The sequence below is a fragment of the Propionimicrobium sp. PCR01-08-3 genome, assembly GCF_030286045.1.
Classification (GTDB): domain Bacteria; phylum Actinomycetota; class Actinomycetes; order Propionibacteriales; family Propionibacteriaceae; genus Brooklawnia.
In genome coordinates, this window is sequence record NZ_CP127390.1 from 2,973,838 (window position 1) to 2,990,470 (window position 16,633).

Consider the following 16,633-nt stretch of genomic DNA (forward strand, 5'->3'; position numbering starts at 1 on the left):
CTGCCGGGAGTCGGTGCCTGCTGATCGGTGATTCGGCTGTCGACGGGCCCGGACGCAGTGCGCGGGCCGCAAATCTGGTTCGTCATGGCGCCCCCGAGATGGTGAGGAGGGGCGGCACCAGGAATATGAGTGCGAAGATGATCACCGGTATCGACATCCACAAGGTCATTCGCTCGCTCGTCTGGTGGGCACGGGTGCGTTCGTCGGTCAGATGCGCGTCCCGCAGTTCCTTCGCCCTGGAACCGAGCACATCGGCCAGCGCCGCTCCCTGATCGTCGAGCCGCATGACGTCGGCCATGTCGGCGATGGCCGGCAGTTCGAGTTCACGTGACAGTCGGTAGAGATCGTTCCACGGTGGTCTCTGTTCAAGTCTTGCTTGCTCTAGGGCTCCTGCTATACGAACGAATACGGGGGTATCGGACAGGACCGCGGCGGATTCCAGCGATTGTGTTGCCGATAGATTCGCCAGTCTTTCCAAGATGACCAGATCGAAGTAGGTGTTGACCGCTTCCGCCGCGTCGGCGTTGGTCTGGTTTTGGTGCGATCTCATCGCAAGGTCGGGCCAGAACCAGCCGAGTACGGCAGCGATGAGACCGAACGCCATCGGCATCATGGTGATGGCGCCGGTCAGGGGCCGCAACGCCAGCGCCAGCAGCCACGGCATGACCAGTCCCGCGCCGGCCAGAATGAGCTTGTTGCAGAAGTAGTCGCCAACGGTCCGGCCCTGCAGCACGAGAGCGCGAGCGGTTCTGGCCGGCAGCGGTAGCCGGGCGTGCTGGTAGCACCAGGCACCGAACAGTTCGAGTTTCGAGGTGGCATCGTCCACCAGCCGTGGACCGGGGTCACCGAGGTTGCCCGGCTGAGGTGCGTCCAGGAGGGCGAGTGCATCGTCCAATCGAATCGGACGCGGCAGCACCGCGCAGGTCACCACCCAGATTCCCACTGCGGCCAGCGCGGCACCGGCCAAGGCGCCGGCGAACAACGGATCAGGCATCGGCCATCACCTCCTGGCCGGCTCGCCTGACCAGGATGCGTTCCCGGCGTGGCGGGATGGCGATCTTGCGCAAGACATACAGAGAGCCGAGATAGCAGCCGCCCAACACGAGCAGCAGTACCTGGCCCAGCGGAGTCGAGAACGGGCGGAAGTAGTCGGGCGCGAAGACCATGCCGAGACCGACCGCCGCCAGGGTGATCACGCTCACCTGGCGCACCACGAACTGCGGTTTGGCCCGTTCGGTCGCGATCTCGCGGGCCGCCCGGAGGCGGTCTTGGAGGCTGTCGCTGAGTGCCTGCAAGGTGCCGGTCGCGCCGACGCCGCCGCGCTCGCCGACCAGCACGAGTGCGGCCAGCACGGCGTCCGCGTCTGCCGAATCGAGATCGTCGGCCATCTGCTGAAGACCGTCGCGCAGCGCCCACCTGTCGTCCAGCCGCCTGATCAGGCCAGCCAGGGGATCGGCGAGCAGGGCGGGAGCCTGATGCTGCGTCGATCGCAGAGCTTGATTGACAGATTTGCCGGTGCGCACCGAGGCAGTCAACACCCGGATCCAGCGGTCGAGAGCCTCCATGATCTCGATCTCGGGTTGTGGTTGGGCTCGCAGCAGTTCGGGCAGGATCACGACCAGGGCAGGCACCAGCACCAGCGCAGGAATGAACCCGGTGAAGGCCAGCACGACGATCCCGGCGGCCAGCCCGCCTGCCAGCCTCCAGCGCAGTCGGGTGGGAACGCCCCGCCAGCGCGTTCTCGTACGGTTGCGCCATCCCCCAGAGCCGGACTCGTTGACCGCCCCCGGACGCAGCCCTCGAATCGTCATGAAGATGCCACCGACGATCATCGCTGCGGCCAACGCGACATAGCCGGTGCTCATGGCCGCCTCCGGAAGCCCCGCAGTTCGGCGAGGAGCTCTGCGCTGGGCTGCCAACGGAGCGGATGGCCTTGGGCATCGGCCTGGTAGGCCAGGTGGGTGACCGGACGATCGTTTTCGACCGCTCCGATGAGCTCGCGTATCTCGCTGATGAAACGCTTGCGGACGCCGCCGCGCCAGGTGTCGTCGGTCAGCGTGACGTGAATGAGCAGGTGCAGATTGAGCGCGATTTGCCGGTAGGCCTCGTTCACACCGAGGACGCCGCCCTGAGCTACTCGCGCAGCCAGCCTGTCCATGGTGGACGCTGCGGAATGCGAGTGGGTGGTCGACATCGTGCCCGCGCCGGCCTGCATGGCCTCGAACATGGCGCCCGCCTCACCGCCACGGACCTCACCGACGATCAGCCGCGAGAGATTCTGCCGCAGAGCCTCCGGAATGAGGTCGGCGATCGTGTACTCGCCGACGTTGCGTCCATCGTGGTATTCGCCCAATCCGGTCTTTGCCTGCAACGCCAGCATGTTGCGGCGCCCGGGGAGCAGGTGGGTCAGCAATTCATAATCGGTTTCCAGTGTGCCGATGCGTTCGCTCTCGGGAACCGACGCGACCAGAGCCCGTAGCAGCGTCGTCTTCCCCGCTCCCTGATCGCCGGAGATCACCATCGACTTGCGGGCCAGCACACTGGCATCCAAGAAATCGGCGACCTCGCCCGGCATCATGCCCGTGTCGGCGAGTTGGCCGAGCGTCACATCGGTCAGCAGATGCTGACGGATCACGACCGAGGGACGATAGCTCAATCCGAATCCGATGGCATGCAGCCGGAAACGATCCCCAAGGGCCAAGGTCATCGTGGGATGAGCATCATCGAACGCGCGGGCCGGACCGGCGCTCGATCCCAGGAAACGGATGGCCTCGACGAGCTCGGCATCGCTGTCGGCCACCGGCGCCAAGTCCTCGCGATGGCCGTCCGAATGCTGCACGACCACCGATTCCCAGCCATGGATCTCAACGTTCTCGGCGGTGGGTATCTCGAACAGCGGTTGCAGGCGTCCGTAGCCGAATATCGCGTTCTCCACTGCCTGCGCATACGCGTGCTCGGTCGACAGCTCCCACAGCTGGTCACCCGATTGACTCAGATTTCCGGCGTAGTCACGCACGAGCGTGCCGATCACCGACCGCCCCATCATGCGGCGATCCTCACCCGACATGGTGTGGCCATGCTCGGTCGACCAATGCTGCGAGTTTTCTGCGATGATCTCGGACGCCTGCCGCCGCAGTTGGACGACCAGCTGCCAGTCCACCGGTTCGTGTTTCTCCGCTCGCCTGGCGCCGCGTCTGCTTCCGGAGCTGATCTGGGGCGATAGCGGGGGCCGGTCGTTCGGCGGGCCGAGCGCCACCAGCGCGTCGGCAAGTTCCAGCGGCGGTGGTCCGGCAGCGGCGGGAAGCGGATTACGCATATTCATCGCCGCCGCCCGGTCCGGTTCGATGCCGGCCACTCGGCTGCAGTCTTCGGGCTTCGGTTTGCCCGTTCAGTTGCATTGACAAGCTCCGGAATGCCCGCCACAAAGGCTGCTCGGTGAGTTTGCGGCCGGGTAGATCGCCGTCGCTGAGCACCCCGGCGGTTGCCGGATCCCAGGGCAGCTCGGCGAGCAGCGGCAACCCGAGTTGAGTGGCGATCTCGGACGCCGAGTAGGGCCGTCCGGCACCGGCAACCAGCAGGGCAAGCTTTGCGGAGCCGGGCGAGATCGCCTGCACGAGGTCGGGCAGAGCAAGTTTCAGCATCGCCAATGCCGGCAGATTCGAGTGCGTGACGAGCAGAATCAATCGTGCTCGTTCGATGAGCCCGGTGGCGAGCCCGGCAGCATCCAGGCGTCCGACATCGAGAATCACATCGGTCCCGGACGCCTGCAGATCGTCGAGTTGAGCGCCCAGCTGATCCCAATAGCCGACGAAAAGCGGTGCTTGACGCGGATGGGTGAAACCGGGCAGGAAGCGCCGGGAGATGGACGCGGAGGCGTCCAAAGCAATGGTCTGTTCGAGGAGGGCGTCGAGAGCGTGCGCGGTGCCCGCCCGATAGTTCTCGGTCAAGGTACCCAGCCCGCGGCCGCCGCTGGATATTCCCCGTAGATAGCCGGCCAGTACCGCCTGATTCGGATGCGGATCGCAGTCGGCGAGCAGCACATCTCGTGGCCAGGTGAGGGCCAGCCCGAGAGCAGTGGTCGTGACACCGGGAGATCCACCGGCCGAGGCACAGATGATCAGCATCACGCCTCACCTCGGCGCACCAGCGCGATCTGGTCGACCGCGGCCAACGCTGCGACTTCACCGGCCGACGATTCGTCCACCTCGACGTCGACGAGCCAAGCAGCGCCATCGCTGGATTGCTGAACCGCGCTCACGATGATCGCCGCATACTGGCTGCCCGGCTCGGTTTCCCCGTTCACGGCGCTGGGGACGGCTACCAGCCAAACCTTGGTGCCGGCGGGCATCGGCTGTGTGGGCAATCGGCCCGCGGTGAGTCTCAACCCGACGTGCGCCATGCCCGGCTGCACGACATGCTGCCCAGCCGATTGCGGGCCCGGCAGTGAACCCGCGGGAAGATCCACCAGTGCATGCTTGCCAACCAACTCCGAGGCCTGCTCTGCGGGTATCACCATGACTCCGTCGGCCCGGCCGAGTGTCGTGCTACCGAGATCGGACGCCTCGATCTGTTCACCCCTGGCCACATCGGCGGCCATCACCACGACGGTTTGGGACTGCTGGGTGCTGGTCCACACCCAGGCCATGATGAGGGCACCCAGGCAGGCGCACAGGACACCGAGGACGACCAGGCGGTTGCTGCGACGGGCGCGCAACTGAACCGCGGCCGGGCGCGTCGGCGCCTCAGGTAAGTCCGCCGGCAACGATGCCGAGGGACGAGATCCTAGCCGGAGCATCGTTGTCCCTTTCACCGCGGCAGGGTGTGGGGTCGCGGTGAAAAGCACCCTATGCTACAGCACTCCCCTTTGACTAGGCCTAGAAAAAATCTGTGGATAACTCGGCTCGTTGGTGAGTTGGCGCCTGGTCTGCGGTCTCGTCGTCTTCGACTGGGCCAGCCCGCCTCTCGACGTGACCGATTGCGTCTATCGCGGCAGTTCCCTCTCGGCCGACATGAAGTTGAACGACCGGGTGCCGAAGATGGCGCGGTACTTTTCGAACCAGGCAGGTATCAGCCAAATGCGTTGACGCAGCTGTGCGTGCTGGGGCACTTGCGCACTCGCCCACAAGGCAAAGACCAACTCGGCCGCGTCCGAGTCGATGACATAGTTGACGCGTCCGCGATTGCCGGCATCGCCGAGCATTGCAAACTGCCGCGGGGCGATCATTTGTGCCTCGGCGATCGATGCCCAGTTCCACCACAGCAGGTTCACCGGCGTCCGCAGATAGAAGCCATATTGATTGACGAAGATGAATCCGGTGTCGATCGGATGCCAGGTGGGAGTGGCTGCCTGCGCCGCAGCATTGCGGCGATTGGCATTTCCAATGGCTCTGCCCACCATGTAGGCACCGGTCAGCGCCAGCCCGACACCACCGGTTGCGAAAAAGAAGCCCGAATTGTGTTGATAGCTGCCGTCTCCGGTCGCTTCGAATGAATACAGCGTGAACGGGGCGTTGAGAACGATCTTGTTATCGGGGTAGCTTCCCCCGACCGCAAAGCTCACGGACAGCGGATCGATTCGGTCGTACTCACCGCGCCCCAGGGCGTACATGATCTGCGCAGTTCTCAGCAAAGTCTGATCCCGTGCCGTCCATTCACTTGACTGGTCCGGGTGATTCATGGATCTCAGCCTAGGCCGAATCGGCCGGCTGCAATCCGCTGACCACAACCACGGGGCCGGGCAACATCCCTGTGACTAAGCCATTGTGCACAACTATGTGGATAACCCACCGATCTCAGAGAAGTTATCCACAACCCTGCCGTAGGACGACAGATCGGGAGGCCCTAGGATGTAGGCGCTCGCATCGTTCGGGTTGATCCGACTCTTGATCGCGCCTTGGCCGAGGGTGACCTGCCCTCATCTCATGGGGGAGTACGTATGGAGGCAGTTGTCCCTTGGTGGGGGATTGTGCCGTTCGCTGTGATGTTGTTGTGTATCGCGTTGATGCCGTTGATACCGGCGACGGCGCGGCATTGGGAGAATTGGAAGTTTCAGCTCGGGATTGCCGGGGTTTTGGGTGTGCCGGTCGCGGTGTGGATCGGGTTCTTGTTGAGTTGGGCGCGGGTCGGGCATGCGGTATTCGAGTACGTCCAGTTCATTTTGTTGTTGTTCGCGTTGTTCGTGGTCTCTGGTGGGCTGTTCCTGGCGGGCGATATTCGTGCCACTCCGAAGAACAACACGATCGTGTTGGCGATCGGGGCGGTGGTCGCGTCGTTTGTCGGGACGACCGGTGCCGCGATGTTGCTGATCCGTCCGTTGTTGAACATCAACTCGGAGCGTAAGAACAAAGTCCACACGGTTATTTTCACGATTCTGATCGTGGCGAACAATGGTGGCTTGTTGACTCCGTTGGGTGATCCGCCGCTGTTCATGGGTTTCCTGCGGGGAGTGCCGTTCACTTGGACGTTCCATCTGCTGCCGATGTGGGCGTTCATCAACGCGATGTTGTTGATGATCTTTTTTGCGCTCGATACCCGGGCGTACGCCGCCGAAGACATCGCTGATCTGGTGCATGATGACACCGAGACCGTGCCGGTGAAGCTGATGGGTTTGGTCAATATCGGCTGGTTCGCGCTGGTGATCGTGGCGGTCGCGTTGGTTCCCTCGATGGACCTGGAGTTGATCGAAGAAGGCCATGCGGCCTGGCATGACTTTGTTCCGTGGCGGGAGATCGTGTTCTTGATCGCGGCTGCCGGATCGTATCTGACCAGTTCGAAGAGGATCCGCTTCGAGTACAACCAGTTCCATTGGGGGCCGATCCGCGAGGTCGCGGTGCTGTTCATCGGTATTTTCCTGACCATGATCCCCGCGCTGGAGTTTTTGTCGCAGGTCGCCGACAGGATGCCTCTCACCACGATCACGTTCTTCGTGTTCACCGGCGTGCTGTCGGCTTTCTTGGACAACGCGCCCACCTATGCGACCTTCTTCGAGATGGCCCACACCCTGGGCGCCGATCCCGCGGTGCTGCCCGAAATGGCCCGGGTGGCCGGCGTGCCCTGGGTGTGGTTGGAGACCATCTCGCTGGGTGCGGTCACCTGTGGCGCGATCACCTACATCGGTAACGGCCCGAACTTCATGGTGAAATCGGTCGCCGAGTCACGCGGGGTCGAGATGCCCTCGTTCGGCGGCTACATCGTGTGGACCGTCCGGTACCTGATCCCGACCCTCGCGGCGATGGTCTGCCTGTTCTTTGTGGAGCCTTGGTGGGGCAAAACGATCGGAGCAGCCATCACCGGCGCCCTGATCATCGAAGCCGCCGTGATCTGGCACAAACACCGCCACGTCATCACCGAGCTCTGATCGGACGCTCGGGCGTGGGCGCCCCACGGGCGGCAGCGGCCGGTTTCGCATGCTCCGGTCAGGGTCTTCGGGCGCCGCGCTCGCCGCAGATTCCAGACGCTCGCGCCGAGCAAGATTGCCGCTGTCGCAACGGAAGCGAACTTACTTTGGGCGAGCGGCCTGCACGAGGGCGAGCGTCCATCAAGAACGGAGAGCGGATCTGCAGAATCGCAGAGCATCACTCACCGGTAACCGAGTTCGTCCAGCGCGTCGTCGTCGATGCCGAAGTGGTGGGCGATTTCGTGCACCACTGTGACGTGGATTTCGCGGACGACGTCCTCGAGGGAGCCGCAGTTCCGCTCGTGCGGGCCCCGGAAGATCACGATCCGGTCGGGTAGCACGCCACCGTAGTCGAATCCGCGTTCGGTGAGTGGAATGCCGTCGTAGTAGCCGAAGAGCTCCTCGCCGTCCGGCGGCTCATCTTCGACCAGCACGACGCAATTGTCGATCAGCGAGAGCAACTCGTCCGGAATGGAGTCGAGCGCCTCGTCGACGCACCGTTCGAACTCGGACGAGTTCAGCTGTACGGGCATGCCCCGAGTGTAGAGCGTCGGTACATAGGCTCCCGAGACGCGGTGGACAACCGTCCGGCGTTCTCAAGCTGCTGCTCGGCACTGCATCCGGCAGCGGCTGCAAAGACTACCGTTAGACCGTGTTCGAGACTCGTCCGATAAGATCGGACCAGCCGTACGAAGGGAGAGCGATGATGACTCACGCGACAGCCGCAGCTCGCTCGTTATCGACCGACGCAGACGAGGCCATGGCATTCGCCAATGCGGCGCTGGCGTTAGCCGGTCACGAGATCGCTGATCCGTACCTCAACGAACTGTTCGCCCGCCAGGCGCGTGGCGAGATCTCCGGTGACGTGGCACGTGAGCTGGGCCGGAAGCACATCCTCGGCCGCTGAGGATGGCACGCAAGAACACTTTCCGTACCTGGGATGACTACTTCATCCCAGGTACGTCCGTGCTGAGGAACAAGTTCACCGAGCCTGGCAAACCCTACGGAGAAACCGACCAGGACAAGCTCACGGCTCTGGAGGAGTATCACACGAGGGCTCGGCTGATCGACCTGTGGGCGCACCCGATCGCCGGCCGGTTCGATTACGAACACATGAAGGCGGTCCACGCCTATATCTTTCAGGACGTGTACGAGTGGGCTGGACAGCCACGCGTCGGGCCGGTCTGGCCAGACCGGATGACGAAGAGCGGACCGAATGTGCTCGATCCGAGCGATCCTGAACCGGCCGTGTACGGGTACTATCCAGGCGACGAAACGATGATCGCCGCGGCTGAGGCAGAGTATCAGCGGCTCGCTGACCACGATCTGCTGCGCGGACTGAATCAAGATGAGTTTGTCGCCGAGCTGGCGGAGAGTTGGGGCGAACTGAACGTCATTCACAGCTTCCGTGAGGGAAACACCCGATCCCAGTTTGTGTTCTTCGGCCAGCTCGCGGAGCAGGCCGGCTATCAGATCGACGCCGCCCACTTCATCATGGGCGGACCGCTGCGTGATGAGTTTGTGTTTGCACGGTTCTACAGCCAGGCGACCGGTAATAATGAGCGCCTCAGCGCTGTGCTGGGAAAGGCGATCGCGCCTTTCTATCGCGGGCCCAACGGCGCCGATTAAGGCGCCGCGACTACCAGACCCAGACCAGAAGAAGGTAACACGGAGCACCCCTGGCCGGTTTTCTCAAAGTGCTGTTCCGCATGGCGTCCGGCGGGGGAACCGGCAACGGCCATCTGCCCCGCGCTCTGCCGCGGTTCGGGGCAGCAAACGCAAAAGTTCCCGCGTCCGACCTCGCCAAATAAGGCGGGGGACGCGGGAACTGACGCTTCGGGCTGGTCTCCATCAGCTGCATAAGCTGCCGAGATCACGCTACCGGCAATACAGCTTCGATGGCCTACCCGTGCGCCCGGCTCCGGCGATCATGGTCGGTGCTTTGTGACACCCACCCATCGACAGATCCGGGCCAAAGTCTGTGAATAGCTCGCAGCATCGGCTACGAGTGGAAACACCTCACTCGGCGTCGGGAACCTTGATAGCCGAGATCTCGATGTCGATGTTGACGTTATCGCTGACCAGAACGCCTCCGGTCTCCAGCGCGGCGTTGAATGCCACACCGTAATCCTGGCGGTTGATCGAGGTCGAGCCCTCGAAGCCCATCCGGGTGTTACCGAACGGGTCCTGAGCAACGCCACCGAATTCGAAGTCGATGCTGACCTGCTTCGTGGTGGCCTTGATGGTCAGGTCACCGGTGATGCGAACGTGCTCATCGTCCAGCTTCTCGACGCCGGTCGACTTGAAGGTGACGGTGGGGTACTTTTCGATCTCCAGGAAGTCGTTGGTGCGCAGGTGCTGATCGCGCGCCTCGTTGTTGGTGTTGATCGAGTCGGCCTGAATGGTGACCTCGACGTGCGAATTGCCGGGATTCGTGGCGTCGGTGTAAGCGGTTCCTTCGAAGCTATCGAAGTTTCCGCGGACCTTCGTCACCATCGCGTGACGGGCCGAGAAGCCCAGGCGGCTATGTGCGGGGTCCAGCGTCCAGTTACCGGTCAAAGCTGCGGCGTCTACCATGATGATCTCTCCTCTCGGGCGCCTGCGGCGTTTCCGTAGCGCTCACGATAGACACAACCTAGTTGAACCCTAAACTATTTCCGCTCTGCAAAATTTCTGCCAGGCTGGCGATGCGATCGGACGCGTTCCGGTGCTAGCTGATCTGCCACTAGGCCTGGTCGGCTGCAATAGCCGAGCCTGTTCGCGAAGTCCCCACCCGTGTCTTCTTGTGTCGCTTGAACTTTCACCAGGTCGAACCCGATGTTTCGTTATTCGTTGAAAGCCACCAACGTCTTGATGACCTTTTCCGGCTCTTCGGACGCTTCGCGGAATGCCTCGGGCGCCTCATCGATGTCGGCCACCCGGGTGATCAGTTTGCTCAGATCGACCCTGCCCTGATCTACGTGGTCGATGAGCTCGAGGAAGTCGTTCTTCAGCGCATTGCGCGAGCCGAAGATGTCGAGTTCCTTGGTCTGAATCATGGCGTAAGCGAAATCCAGGTTCTGCTTGCCGATGCCGATCATCACCACGCGTCCGCGGAATGCCACCGCCTCCATGCAGTTCAAGAAGGTGTTCGGACGCCCGGCGCACTCGAACGCGGCATCGAAGCCGTTGCCACCGGTCAGTTCTTTACAAGCCTCATCGAAATCTTGGACGCCGGAGTTGATGATGTGGTCGGCGCCCAGCTCGAGTGCCTTGTCAAGCCTGGGCTGAGTGATGTCCGCGATCGTCACCTCGGCGCCCTTGAGCTTGGCCGCCAGCAACGCCATCAGCCCGATCGGACCGGCACCAATGACCAGCACGTGCTCGCCTGATTGCACTCTCGCTCGCTGAACACCGTGGTAGCTGATGCAGAACGGCTCGATCGCCGCAAGAACCTGGGCGTCCAGCCCCTTTCCTGAATAGATACGTTCGACAGGCATCGCGAAGTACTCGCGGAAGATGCCGTCACGCTGCGCACCCAGGGTCTGATTCGAGGTACAGCAGTTCACGAAGCCCCGCGCACATGAATAGCAGTGGCCGCAGTTGTAATACGGATTACCCGTGACCAGCATGCCCGGGGCGAGCCCTTGATCGTTGTCGCCGATCTCCACGATCTCCGCAGAGAACTCATGCCCGGGAATGCGTGGATAGGACGCATAAATGAACGTGCCGCGTTAGGTGTTGACGTCCGAACCGCAGATTCCGCCGTAGCGCACTTTGAGCAGTGCCTCACCCGGCCCAGGCGTGGGCATATCCATCTCCCGGACAGAAACCTTCCCTGGTTCATCGATCGAGACATATCTCATGAGCTGTGTTCTCCTTCGAACGATTGCCTGTGGTGTGAGCTTACTGACGTGTCCATCGTCCGGTCAGCTGAACCGGCACACAGAAAGCCGGCTCCCCGGCAGGAAAAGATTCCCACCAGGGAGCCGGCGTTTTGGGATGACCGACGTATCAGAGCGCGTCGCCTATCCGTTCGGAGAATTCGACGAGCCGGTTCGAGAAGCCCCACTCGTTGTCGTACCAGCCGAGTACCTTGGCCTGGCGCCCGAGCACCTCGGTCAGTGGCGCATCGTAGATCGACGAGTATGGATTGCCCACGATGTCCGTCGAGACCAGGGGTGCCGTCGAGTACTGGAGGTACTTCTGAAGCGGGCCCGAAGATGCAGCCGCGGAAAATGCAGCGTTAATTTCATCGACACTTGCTCCCTTGTTCAGATTCACTGTCAGATCGGTGACCGAGCCGACGGGGACGGGGACGCGCAGCGCAAAGCCGGTGAGCTTGCCGTCCAACTCCGGAATCACCTTGCCAATGGCCTTCGCGGCACCGGAACTGGTCGGGATCGTCGACAAGGCGGCGGCTCGCGCACGACGAAGATCCTTGTGCGGGGCATCGTGCAAGCGTTGATCACCGGTATAGGCATGCACGGTTGTCATCAGTCCGGTCTCGATCCCGAAGGCGTCATTGAGCACCTTGGCAAGCGGAGCAAGCGAGTTCGTCGTGCACGAACCATTGGAGAACACGTCAGACGAGCTGGGATCGAGTTTGTCGTCATTCACGCCGAGCACGAAGGTCGGCACGTCACCCTTGGCCGGGGCCGAGATGATGACCTTCTTCGCGCCACCTTTCAGATGGGCGAGAGCCTTGGCACCGTCCGTAAAGCGGCCGGTCGATTCGATGACGACATCGGCTCCCTGCTCGCCCCAGGCGATGGACGCCGGGTCGGGCTCGGAGAGCACTTTGATAGCTCGATCACCGATCTTGATGACGTCGCCGTCGACCGAGACCCCGTCCAGATGCCCGGAGATGGAATCCCACTCGAGCAGCGTCGCCAACGTTGAAGCATCGGTCAGATCGTTCACTGCGACGACCTCGACGTCTGCCTGGTTCGCGAGCGCGGCGCGCAGATAGCTGCGTCCGATGCGCCCGAAACCATTAATACCAATTCGTACTGTCATTTCATGCGTCCCTTCCAAAAAGATGGGCCTTGTGTGAGTTGACTCCTGAGTTGGCGAGTTCGCTCCAACCGGTGCGCTTTCGGGGTTGTAGCATCGGCGCCGTTTCGTACTGCGACCAGCTTCACCGGTGAGCGCTGAAGCTCACCTCGCGTGATCACGGCTGGAGGCTCAATTCGTGTCTTTCAAGCCTAACCACGATCGATCGATGTGAAAGCGGCCGGGAAACTTTCGTTCTGTGGCCTTTCCCGACGCCGGTCACATCGGTCGAGCCTGGCGGCGTCTCCGGCACTCGTCAGCTGGACGCATCGGCTCCGCCATCTGGACTGATCGCCTGAAAGCCGGGACACTACTCTCATGGCCGCTGAGAGTAAGTCCGCAACGAAACCCCGCAAGGGCACGCGCGGTCTAGACCGCGAGATGGTCATCCAGGCCGCGCTGCAATCGATCGACCTGCAGGGCGCCCAGGGTTTGACGATGCGAGGGTTGGGCAAGGAGCTCGGCGTCGAAGCCATGTCCTTGTATCACTACGCGACCGGACGGGAGGACGTCCTTGAGGGCGTGGTTGCCCTGCTTCTCCAAGATGTGCCGAAGCAACTGAGCGGAGAACTCTGCCAGAGCTGGCAGGGCTATCTCCAGGCGCTTGCTCATGCCATTCGGAAGGTGGCCGTCGAGCACCCGTTGGCCTTCCCGCTGGTAGCCACGCGCCATCCGGCCGCACCGTGGCTGCGCCCTCCGCTACGCAGTTTGGAAATCGTCGAGCATTTCCTGGGCACGCTCGAAGGGTTCGCCTTCTCCGAGGATCAGACCGCGAGAACCTACCGGTCATTCAGCAGCTTCCTCCTGGGCCACCTGCTCCTCGAGGCGACCATGCGCGGTGCGGAGACCTCTCCGATCGAGGAGCCTCTCGACGAAGGCGAGGCCACCGTCCCCAATGGAGACGGCGACCTCGTCCTGCCGCCGGATAGCCCACTCCTGCGGTTCCGCTCGAAGCTGAGCGAAGACCACGAAGCCGAGGAGTTCGAGGCGGCGCTTGAGACGCTCTTGGAGCGCATCGAGATGGAGATCAGCCAGTAGCCTCGCTCAGCGAGCAGCCTCGCCCCTGACGTTCTCCGCCGAGTCCTGCGCCTGAGCTTGGACCTGGTCCTTGGCCGCTATCCCCTCGTTCTTGACCTCCTGTGCTGCGCCGGCGGCAGTGGAACGCACGGACTGAGCCGCCTCGCGAGCGGGCTCACGCAAATTCTGCGCGATCTCCTGGGCCATACCGCTTGCTTGCTCCTTGAGTGGCTCGATGCTGTCCTGCAGGTCCGAGACCGCCTCCCGCTCCGGTTTCGAAGCAGGAAAGAGCGAGGAGAGCAGCATGCCCGCACCGAAGGCGATCAATCCCGCCGCGAGCGGGTTGCCGCGAGTTTGCTCTTTGGCCGTTGTCGGAGCATCGGAGACTGCGTCGCTCACCTGAGACACGGCATCGCGGGCGTCGCCCATACGACCCTCGTCGTACGGATCGTCCGGAGCGCCCATGATCTTGTCTCGCACGGATCGCGCAGCACCGGAAACCCTGTCCAGCTGTCGGCCGGCAATATTCTTGGGGTTCGCCGTGTCGGTCAGGTTGTCGATGTTGTCGCTGAGCTCGGCACGCGTCCTGTCGATCTCCGCGCGAATCGCATCGGGGTCTTCGCTTTCAGTCATCGGTTGTCCTCCTCGTGTCCTTGGGCCGCTTTGGGCAGCTTGCTCAATGTGTCGGTGGTGCGGTCGAGGCCGCGAATGCGCTCGAGCTCCTTCTTCCCTACCAGCCCCAGGACTATGGCGATGATCGCCCAGACGCCTGCGACAATGAGCGCAGACCATCCGTTACCCACGATCATGCCCAGGGCCCACCATCCGCTGGTGGAAAGGAACAATAGGACGAAAAACGCGCCGATGGCGGCACCCGCCATAAGGCCGATGCCCTTGCCGGCCCGCTTGACCGATTCCCGCAATTCGGCCTTGGCGAGTGCCAATTCCTGCTGCATGAGTGAGGAAATGTTGGAGCTCACGTCGGCCAGCAGCTGTCCGATCGAGCGGCCGTCCTCGGCCTCGAGCGCACCGCGCCGTTCCTCAGGCAGCTGCCTTCGCTGAGGCTCCGGCGAGCGCGGCTCGAGGTTCTGCGACCTGCTGCTCATCGTGCCTCACCCGTCCGGGGCGGCAGGTCCGTCCGACCTGTGGCCTCCTCCACTGCCTCGCTGACGACAGCTTCGTCGGCTGCTCGCAAACCGCCGGCCTCCGGGGCATAAGACGTGCCCGTCGTAGCCTGCCGATGGCTCTCCGGTACCTCGCGGCGGACGGGCGAGCGGGAGCCACGGGCCGGAGAACCGTCACTGGCGGCAATTGCCCGGCTGAGCCTGCCGGCTACGACTCCGGCGGCCCCGCACGCGGCGAGAAATGCCACTGGCCTGCGTCGGGCGAAGGACCGAACCTCGCGCAGCAGATCGCGCGGTTCATGGTCCTGAAGCCAATCGGCGATCTCACCACCCTTTGTCGCGCCCTGGCGTGCCGCCTGCGTAAGCGGACCGTTCTGGGTGGAGTTCGTTGCCATGCCCTCGAGCTCTTGCACGAGCGAATGCAGGGTGCCGGCCATGTTCTGCTGCTGGGCGCCGGCCTGCGTCTCGACCTCGTCCCTCACGAGCGCCAGCAGATTCCCCGCCTGCTGGCGGGTCTCCGCCACGACGTCCTGGGTCGCACTCTTGGCGGAGTCGGCGACATCCGTCGCGCTGTCGGCCACGGTGTCCTTCATCGCCTCGGCCTCTCCCTTGGAGGCATCGGAGGCAGATGAGTTCTCCCGAGAGCTCGGTTTGACATCCGTGGAGTCGTAGAGGCCGTGCTGCGGTGCAGGAGTCGCAGGTGAACCGTGACGGCCCAGTTCGTCATACTCGTAAGGGGGACTTGTCATCATTCGATCTCCTCAGCTAAAAGAGTGGCCGGCAAGTCCTGCCGGTCTGCCTTACAGCATAAGGACAGTGGCTTACGCTGTAAAGAACTATCGAACGACGACCCTGAGAGGGACACCACGCATGGACACACAGAACCCCGCGGCTAATCGGAGGCACCCAGCCCAAGCCCCCGATCCGGAGGATGACCGCAAGCCCGATTCTCCAACGGAGATCACCGCACCCTCATGGAAATATGTGCTGCGCACCACCGTCCGGGAGTTCACAGCCGACAAGTGCCTTGATCTGGCCGGCAACCTCACATACCGCACAGTGCTGGCACTGTTCCCGGCGCTGATCGCCCTGGTTTCGATCCTCAGCCTCTTCGGCCAGAGCGGCTCGGTCTCCGACGTCATGACGCAAGCCGAAGAGCTCATTCCCGCCGATGTCTGGGAAACGGTGGAAGGCCCGCTCGAGGCCGTGCTCACCGCGCCCGCTCCGGGCATCGGTCTCATCCTCGGTCTGCTCACCGCTTTGTGGACGGCCTCGGGCTACATCAAGGCCTTCGGACGCGCGATGAACACCATCCACGACGTGCCCGAGGGGCGCGGCTTCATCAAACTCAATGTGCAGATGTACCTGCTCACCGCGCTCGTACTGCTGCTGGCAGCGGTGGCGCTCATGATCTTCGTGCTCTCCGGGCCCGTCGCCCAAGCCGTGGGCCAGGCGCTGGGCCTGGGCAATACAGCGATCGTCGTCTGGGACATCGTGAAGTGGGTAGTGCTCGCAGGCATCGTCATCTTCGTCGTCGCTCTGCTCTACTATGCAACGCCCAATGTTCGGCAACCGAAGTTCCGCTGGATGAGCATTGGTGCAGCGATCGCCATCGTGTTGGCGATACTTGCATCGGCCGCCTTCTTCTTCTATGTGGCAAACTTCGGCAGCTATAACGCCACCTACGGGACGCTGGCCGGTGTGATCATCCTGCTGCTGTGGATCTTCATCATCAATACGGTCCTCTTGTTCGGCGCGGAGGTGGACAGCGAAGTGGAGCGAGGCCGGGAACTGCAGGCCGGAATGCCGGCGGAGGTTGACCTTCAGCTACCTGCACGCGACACGAAGGCCAGCGACAAGAAGGCGGAAAGGCTCGCCGAGGACGTCGAACGTGCCAAGAATCTCAGGATGACTGCCGGCTCCAGTCAGGAGCGTCCTACAGAACAGGCTGCCGACACCGAACGGCCGCGCCGCCGTCGCGACGGTCGATGAGCCTCGGTCTCCTGGCCCATTCCCCGACCTCAGGCCGATGGGGCATCGCGATGCTGGCCCACCGGCTGCT

Annotated in this window: 19 protein-coding genes; 5 read left to right on the plus strand and 14 right to left on the minus strand. The window is 63.0% G+C overall.

The window, feature by feature from the left end; translation table 11 throughout:
- Nucleotides 1-82: 82 nt before the first annotated feature.
- The 6 genes from QQ658_RS13795 to QQ658_RS13820 form a co-directional block, all read right to left on the minus strand.
- On the minus strand, nucleotides 83-994 hold the full coding sequence (locus QQ658_RS13795) for a type II secretion system F family protein (RefSeq protein WP_286025415.1): 912 nt from the start codon (nucleotides 992-994) through the stop codon (nucleotides 83-85).
- Nucleotides 987-1,865, minus strand: a complete 879-nt coding sequence (locus tag QQ658_RS13800; RefSeq protein ID WP_286025416.1) for a type II secretion system F family protein — start codon at nucleotides 1,863-1,865, stop codon at nucleotides 987-989. The genes QQ658_RS13795 and QQ658_RS13800 overlap by 8 nt, the downstream gene beginning before the upstream one ends.
- Nucleotides 1,862-3,322, minus strand: a complete 1,461-nt coding sequence (locus tag QQ658_RS13805) for a TadA family conjugal transfer-associated ATPase (protein ID WP_502928967.1) — start codon at nucleotides 3,320-3,322, stop codon at nucleotides 1,862-1,864. The genes QQ658_RS13800 and QQ658_RS13805 overlap by 4 nt, the downstream gene beginning before the upstream one ends.
- The gene (locus QQ658_RS13810) at nucleotides 3,309-4,124 is read right to left on the minus strand and encodes a CpaE/TadZ family protein (RefSeq protein WP_286025417.1); all 816 of its coding nucleotides are present in this window, start codon (nucleotides 4,122-4,124) and stop codon (nucleotides 3,309-3,311) included. The genes QQ658_RS13805 and QQ658_RS13810 overlap by 14 nt, the downstream gene beginning before the upstream one ends.
- Nucleotides 4,124-4,810 (minus strand): SAF domain-containing protein, encoded by a 687-nt coding sequence (locus tag QQ658_RS13815; RefSeq protein WP_286025418.1) that lies wholly within the window; start codon nucleotides 4,808-4,810, stop codon nucleotides 4,124-4,126. Before QQ658_RS13815 ends, QQ658_RS13810 begins: the two co-directional genes overlap by 1 nt.
- Before the next feature lie 171 nt (nucleotides 4,811-4,981).
- Complete coding sequence (locus QQ658_RS13820) at nucleotides 4,982-5,677, minus strand: hypothetical protein (protein ID WP_286025419.1); 696 nt, start codon at nucleotides 5,675-5,677, stop codon at nucleotides 4,982-4,984.
- Nucleotides 5,678-5,935: 258 nt separating this feature from the next.
- On the opposite strand from QQ658_RS13820, the gene QQ658_RS13825 reads away from it, so the two are divergent.
- Nucleotides 5,936-7,357 (plus strand): sodium:proton antiporter, encoded by a 1,422-nt coding sequence (locus QQ658_RS13825; protein ID WP_286025420.1) that lies wholly within the window; start codon nucleotides 5,936-5,938, stop codon nucleotides 7,355-7,357.
- Nucleotides 7,358-7,578: 221 nt separating this feature from the next.
- Here QQ658_RS13825 and QQ658_RS13830 read toward each other — a convergent pair whose 3' ends face one another.
- Nucleotides 7,579-7,929 (minus strand): metallopeptidase family protein, encoded by a 351-nt coding sequence (locus tag QQ658_RS13830; RefSeq protein WP_286025421.1) that lies wholly within the window; start codon nucleotides 7,927-7,929, stop codon nucleotides 7,579-7,581.
- A gap of 173 nt (nucleotides 7,930-8,102) precedes the next feature.
- Between QQ658_RS13830 and QQ658_RS13835 the strand changes: the two genes are divergently transcribed.
- Entirely contained in the window at nucleotides 8,103-8,303 is a 201-nt protein-coding gene (locus tag QQ658_RS13835) for a hypothetical protein (protein ID WP_286025422.1), read from the plus strand.
- Between the two features lie 2 nt (nucleotides 8,304-8,305).
- Nucleotides 8,306-9,025, plus strand: a complete 720-nt coding sequence (locus QQ658_RS13840) for a Fic/DOC family protein (RefSeq protein WP_286025423.1) — start codon at nucleotides 8,306-8,308, stop codon at nucleotides 9,023-9,025.
- A gap of 390 nt (nucleotides 9,026-9,415) precedes the next feature.
- Here QQ658_RS13840 and QQ658_RS13845 read toward each other — a convergent pair whose 3' ends face one another.
- From QQ658_RS13845 to gap, 4 genes are all read right to left on the minus strand, one after another.
- Nucleotides 9,416-9,973, minus strand: a complete 558-nt coding sequence (locus QQ658_RS13845; RefSeq protein ID WP_286025424.1) for a YceI family protein — start codon at nucleotides 9,971-9,973, stop codon at nucleotides 9,416-9,418.
- A 248-nt stretch (nucleotides 9,974-10,221) separates the two neighbouring features.
- Complete coding sequence (locus QQ658_RS13850; protein WP_286027123.1) at nucleotides 10,222-11,097, minus strand: zinc-binding dehydrogenase; 876 nt, start codon at nucleotides 11,095-11,097, stop codon at nucleotides 10,222-10,224.
- A gap of 12 nt (nucleotides 11,098-11,109) precedes the next feature.
- Complete coding sequence (locus QQ658_RS13855; protein ID WP_286025425.1) at nucleotides 11,110-11,241, minus strand: hypothetical protein; 132 nt, start codon at nucleotides 11,239-11,241, stop codon at nucleotides 11,110-11,112.
- A gap of 148 nt (nucleotides 11,242-11,389) precedes the next feature.
- Nucleotides 11,390-12,394 (minus strand): type I glyceraldehyde-3-phosphate dehydrogenase, encoded by a 1,005-nt coding sequence (gene gap, locus QQ658_RS13860; protein ID WP_286025426.1) that lies wholly within the window; start codon nucleotides 12,392-12,394, stop codon nucleotides 11,390-11,392.
- Nucleotides 12,395-12,748: 354 nt separating this feature from the next.
- On the opposite strand from gap, the gene QQ658_RS13865 reads away from it, so the two are divergent.
- Nucleotides 12,749-13,468: a TetR/AcrR family transcriptional regulator gene (locus QQ658_RS13865; RefSeq protein WP_286025427.1), complete on the plus strand. Its 720-nt coding sequence runs from the start codon at nucleotides 12,749-12,751 to the stop codon at nucleotides 13,466-13,468.
- Nucleotides 13,469-13,474: 6 nt separating this feature from the next.
- Here QQ658_RS13865 and QQ658_RS13870 read toward each other — a convergent pair whose 3' ends face one another.
- From QQ658_RS13870 to QQ658_RS13880, 3 genes are read right to left on the minus strand one after another with little or no spacing between them, the layout of a single operon-like run.
- Nucleotides 13,475-14,080, minus strand: a complete 606-nt coding sequence (locus QQ658_RS13870; protein WP_286025428.1) for a DUF3618 domain-containing protein — start codon at nucleotides 14,078-14,080, stop codon at nucleotides 13,475-13,477.
- A complete protein-coding gene (locus QQ658_RS13875) occupies nucleotides 14,077-14,553 on the minus strand; it encodes a phage holin family protein (RefSeq protein WP_286025429.1) in 477 nt (158 codons plus the stop codon). Before QQ658_RS13875 ends, QQ658_RS13870 begins: the two co-directional genes overlap by 4 nt.
- The gene (locus tag QQ658_RS13880) at nucleotides 14,550-15,323 is read right to left on the minus strand and encodes a hypothetical protein (RefSeq protein ID WP_286025430.1); all 774 of its coding nucleotides are present in this window, start codon (nucleotides 15,321-15,323) and stop codon (nucleotides 14,550-14,552) included. The genes QQ658_RS13875 and QQ658_RS13880 overlap by 4 nt, the downstream gene beginning before the upstream one ends.
- 118 nt (nucleotides 15,324-15,441) lie before the next feature.
- Between QQ658_RS13880 and QQ658_RS13885 the strand changes: the two genes are divergently transcribed.
- Nucleotides 15,442-16,563, plus strand: a complete 1,122-nt coding sequence (locus tag QQ658_RS13885) for a YihY/virulence factor BrkB family protein (protein WP_286025431.1) — start codon at nucleotides 15,442-15,444, stop codon at nucleotides 16,561-16,563.
- The last annotated feature ends 70 nt before the right edge of the window (nucleotides 16,564-16,633 follow it).

What these genes read in the sequence shown, in the direction of transcription:
- QQ658_RS13825 (WP_286025420.1), top strand. Translation starts at nt 5,936, where the DNA reads ATGGAGGCAGTTGTCCCTTGGTGGGGGATTGTGCCGTTCGCTGTGATG.
- QQ658_RS13810 (WP_286025417.1), bottom strand. Translation starts at nt 4,124, where the DNA reads ATGCTGATCATCTGTGCCTCGGCCGGTGGATCTCCCGGTGTCACGACC.
- QQ658_RS13835 (WP_286025422.1), top strand. Translation starts at nt 8,103, where the DNA reads ATGACTCACGCGACAGCCGCAGCTCGCTCGTTATCGACCGACGCAGAC.
- QQ658_RS13865 (WP_286025427.1), top strand. Translation starts at nt 12,749, where the DNA reads ATGGCCGCTGAGAGTAAGTCCGCAACGAAACCCCGCAAGGGCACGCGC.
- QQ658_RS13840 (WP_286025423.1), top strand. Translation starts at nt 8,306, where the DNA reads ATGGCACGCAAGAACACTTTCCGTACCTGGGATGACTACTTCATCCCA.
- QQ658_RS13885 (WP_286025431.1), top strand. Translation starts at nt 15,442, where the DNA reads ATGGACACACAGAACCCCGCGGCTAATCGGAGGCACCCAGCCCAAGCC.
- QQ658_RS13870 (WP_286025428.1), bottom strand. Translation starts at nt 14,080, where the DNA reads ATGACTGAAAGCGAAGACCCCGATGCGATTCGCGCGGAGATCGACAGG.
- QQ658_RS13795 (WP_286025415.1), bottom strand. Translation starts at nt 994, where the DNA reads ATGCCTGATCCGTTGTTCGCCGGCGCCTTGGCCGGTGCCGCGCTGGCC.
- QQ658_RS13820 (WP_286025419.1), bottom strand. Translation starts at nt 5,677, where the DNA reads ATGAATCACCCGGACCAGTCAAGTGAATGGACGGCACGGGATCAGACT.
- gap (WP_286025426.1), bottom strand. Translation starts at nt 12,394, where the DNA reads ATGACAGTACGAATTGGTATTAATGGTTTCGGGCGCATCGGACGCAGC.
- QQ658_RS13855 (WP_286025425.1), bottom strand. Translation starts at nt 11,241, where the DNA reads ATGAGATATGTCTCGATCGATGAACCAGGGAAGGTTTCTGTCCGGGAG.
- QQ658_RS13800 (WP_286025416.1), bottom strand. Translation starts at nt 1,865, where the DNA reads ATGAGCACCGGCTATGTCGCGTTGGCCGCAGCGATGATCGTCGGTGGC.
- QQ658_RS13845 (WP_286025424.1), bottom strand. Translation starts at nt 9,973, where the DNA reads ATGGTAGACGCCGCAGCTTTGACCGGTAACTGGACGCTGGACCCCGCA.
- QQ658_RS13875 (WP_286025429.1), bottom strand. Translation starts at nt 14,553, where the DNA reads ATGAGCAGCAGGTCGCAGAACCTCGAGCCGCGCTCGCCGGAGCCTCAG.
- QQ658_RS13880 (WP_286025430.1), bottom strand. Translation starts at nt 15,323, where the DNA reads ATGATGACAAGTCCCCCTTACGAGTATGACGAACTGGGCCGTCACGGT.
- QQ658_RS13805 (WP_502928967.1), bottom strand. Translation starts at nt 3,322, where the DNA reads ATGAATATGCGTAATCCGCTTCCCGCCGCTGCCGGACCACCGCCGCTG.
- QQ658_RS13830 (WP_286025421.1), bottom strand. Translation starts at nt 7,929, where the DNA reads ATGCCCGTACAGCTGAACTCGTCCGAGTTCGAACGGTGCGTCGACGAG.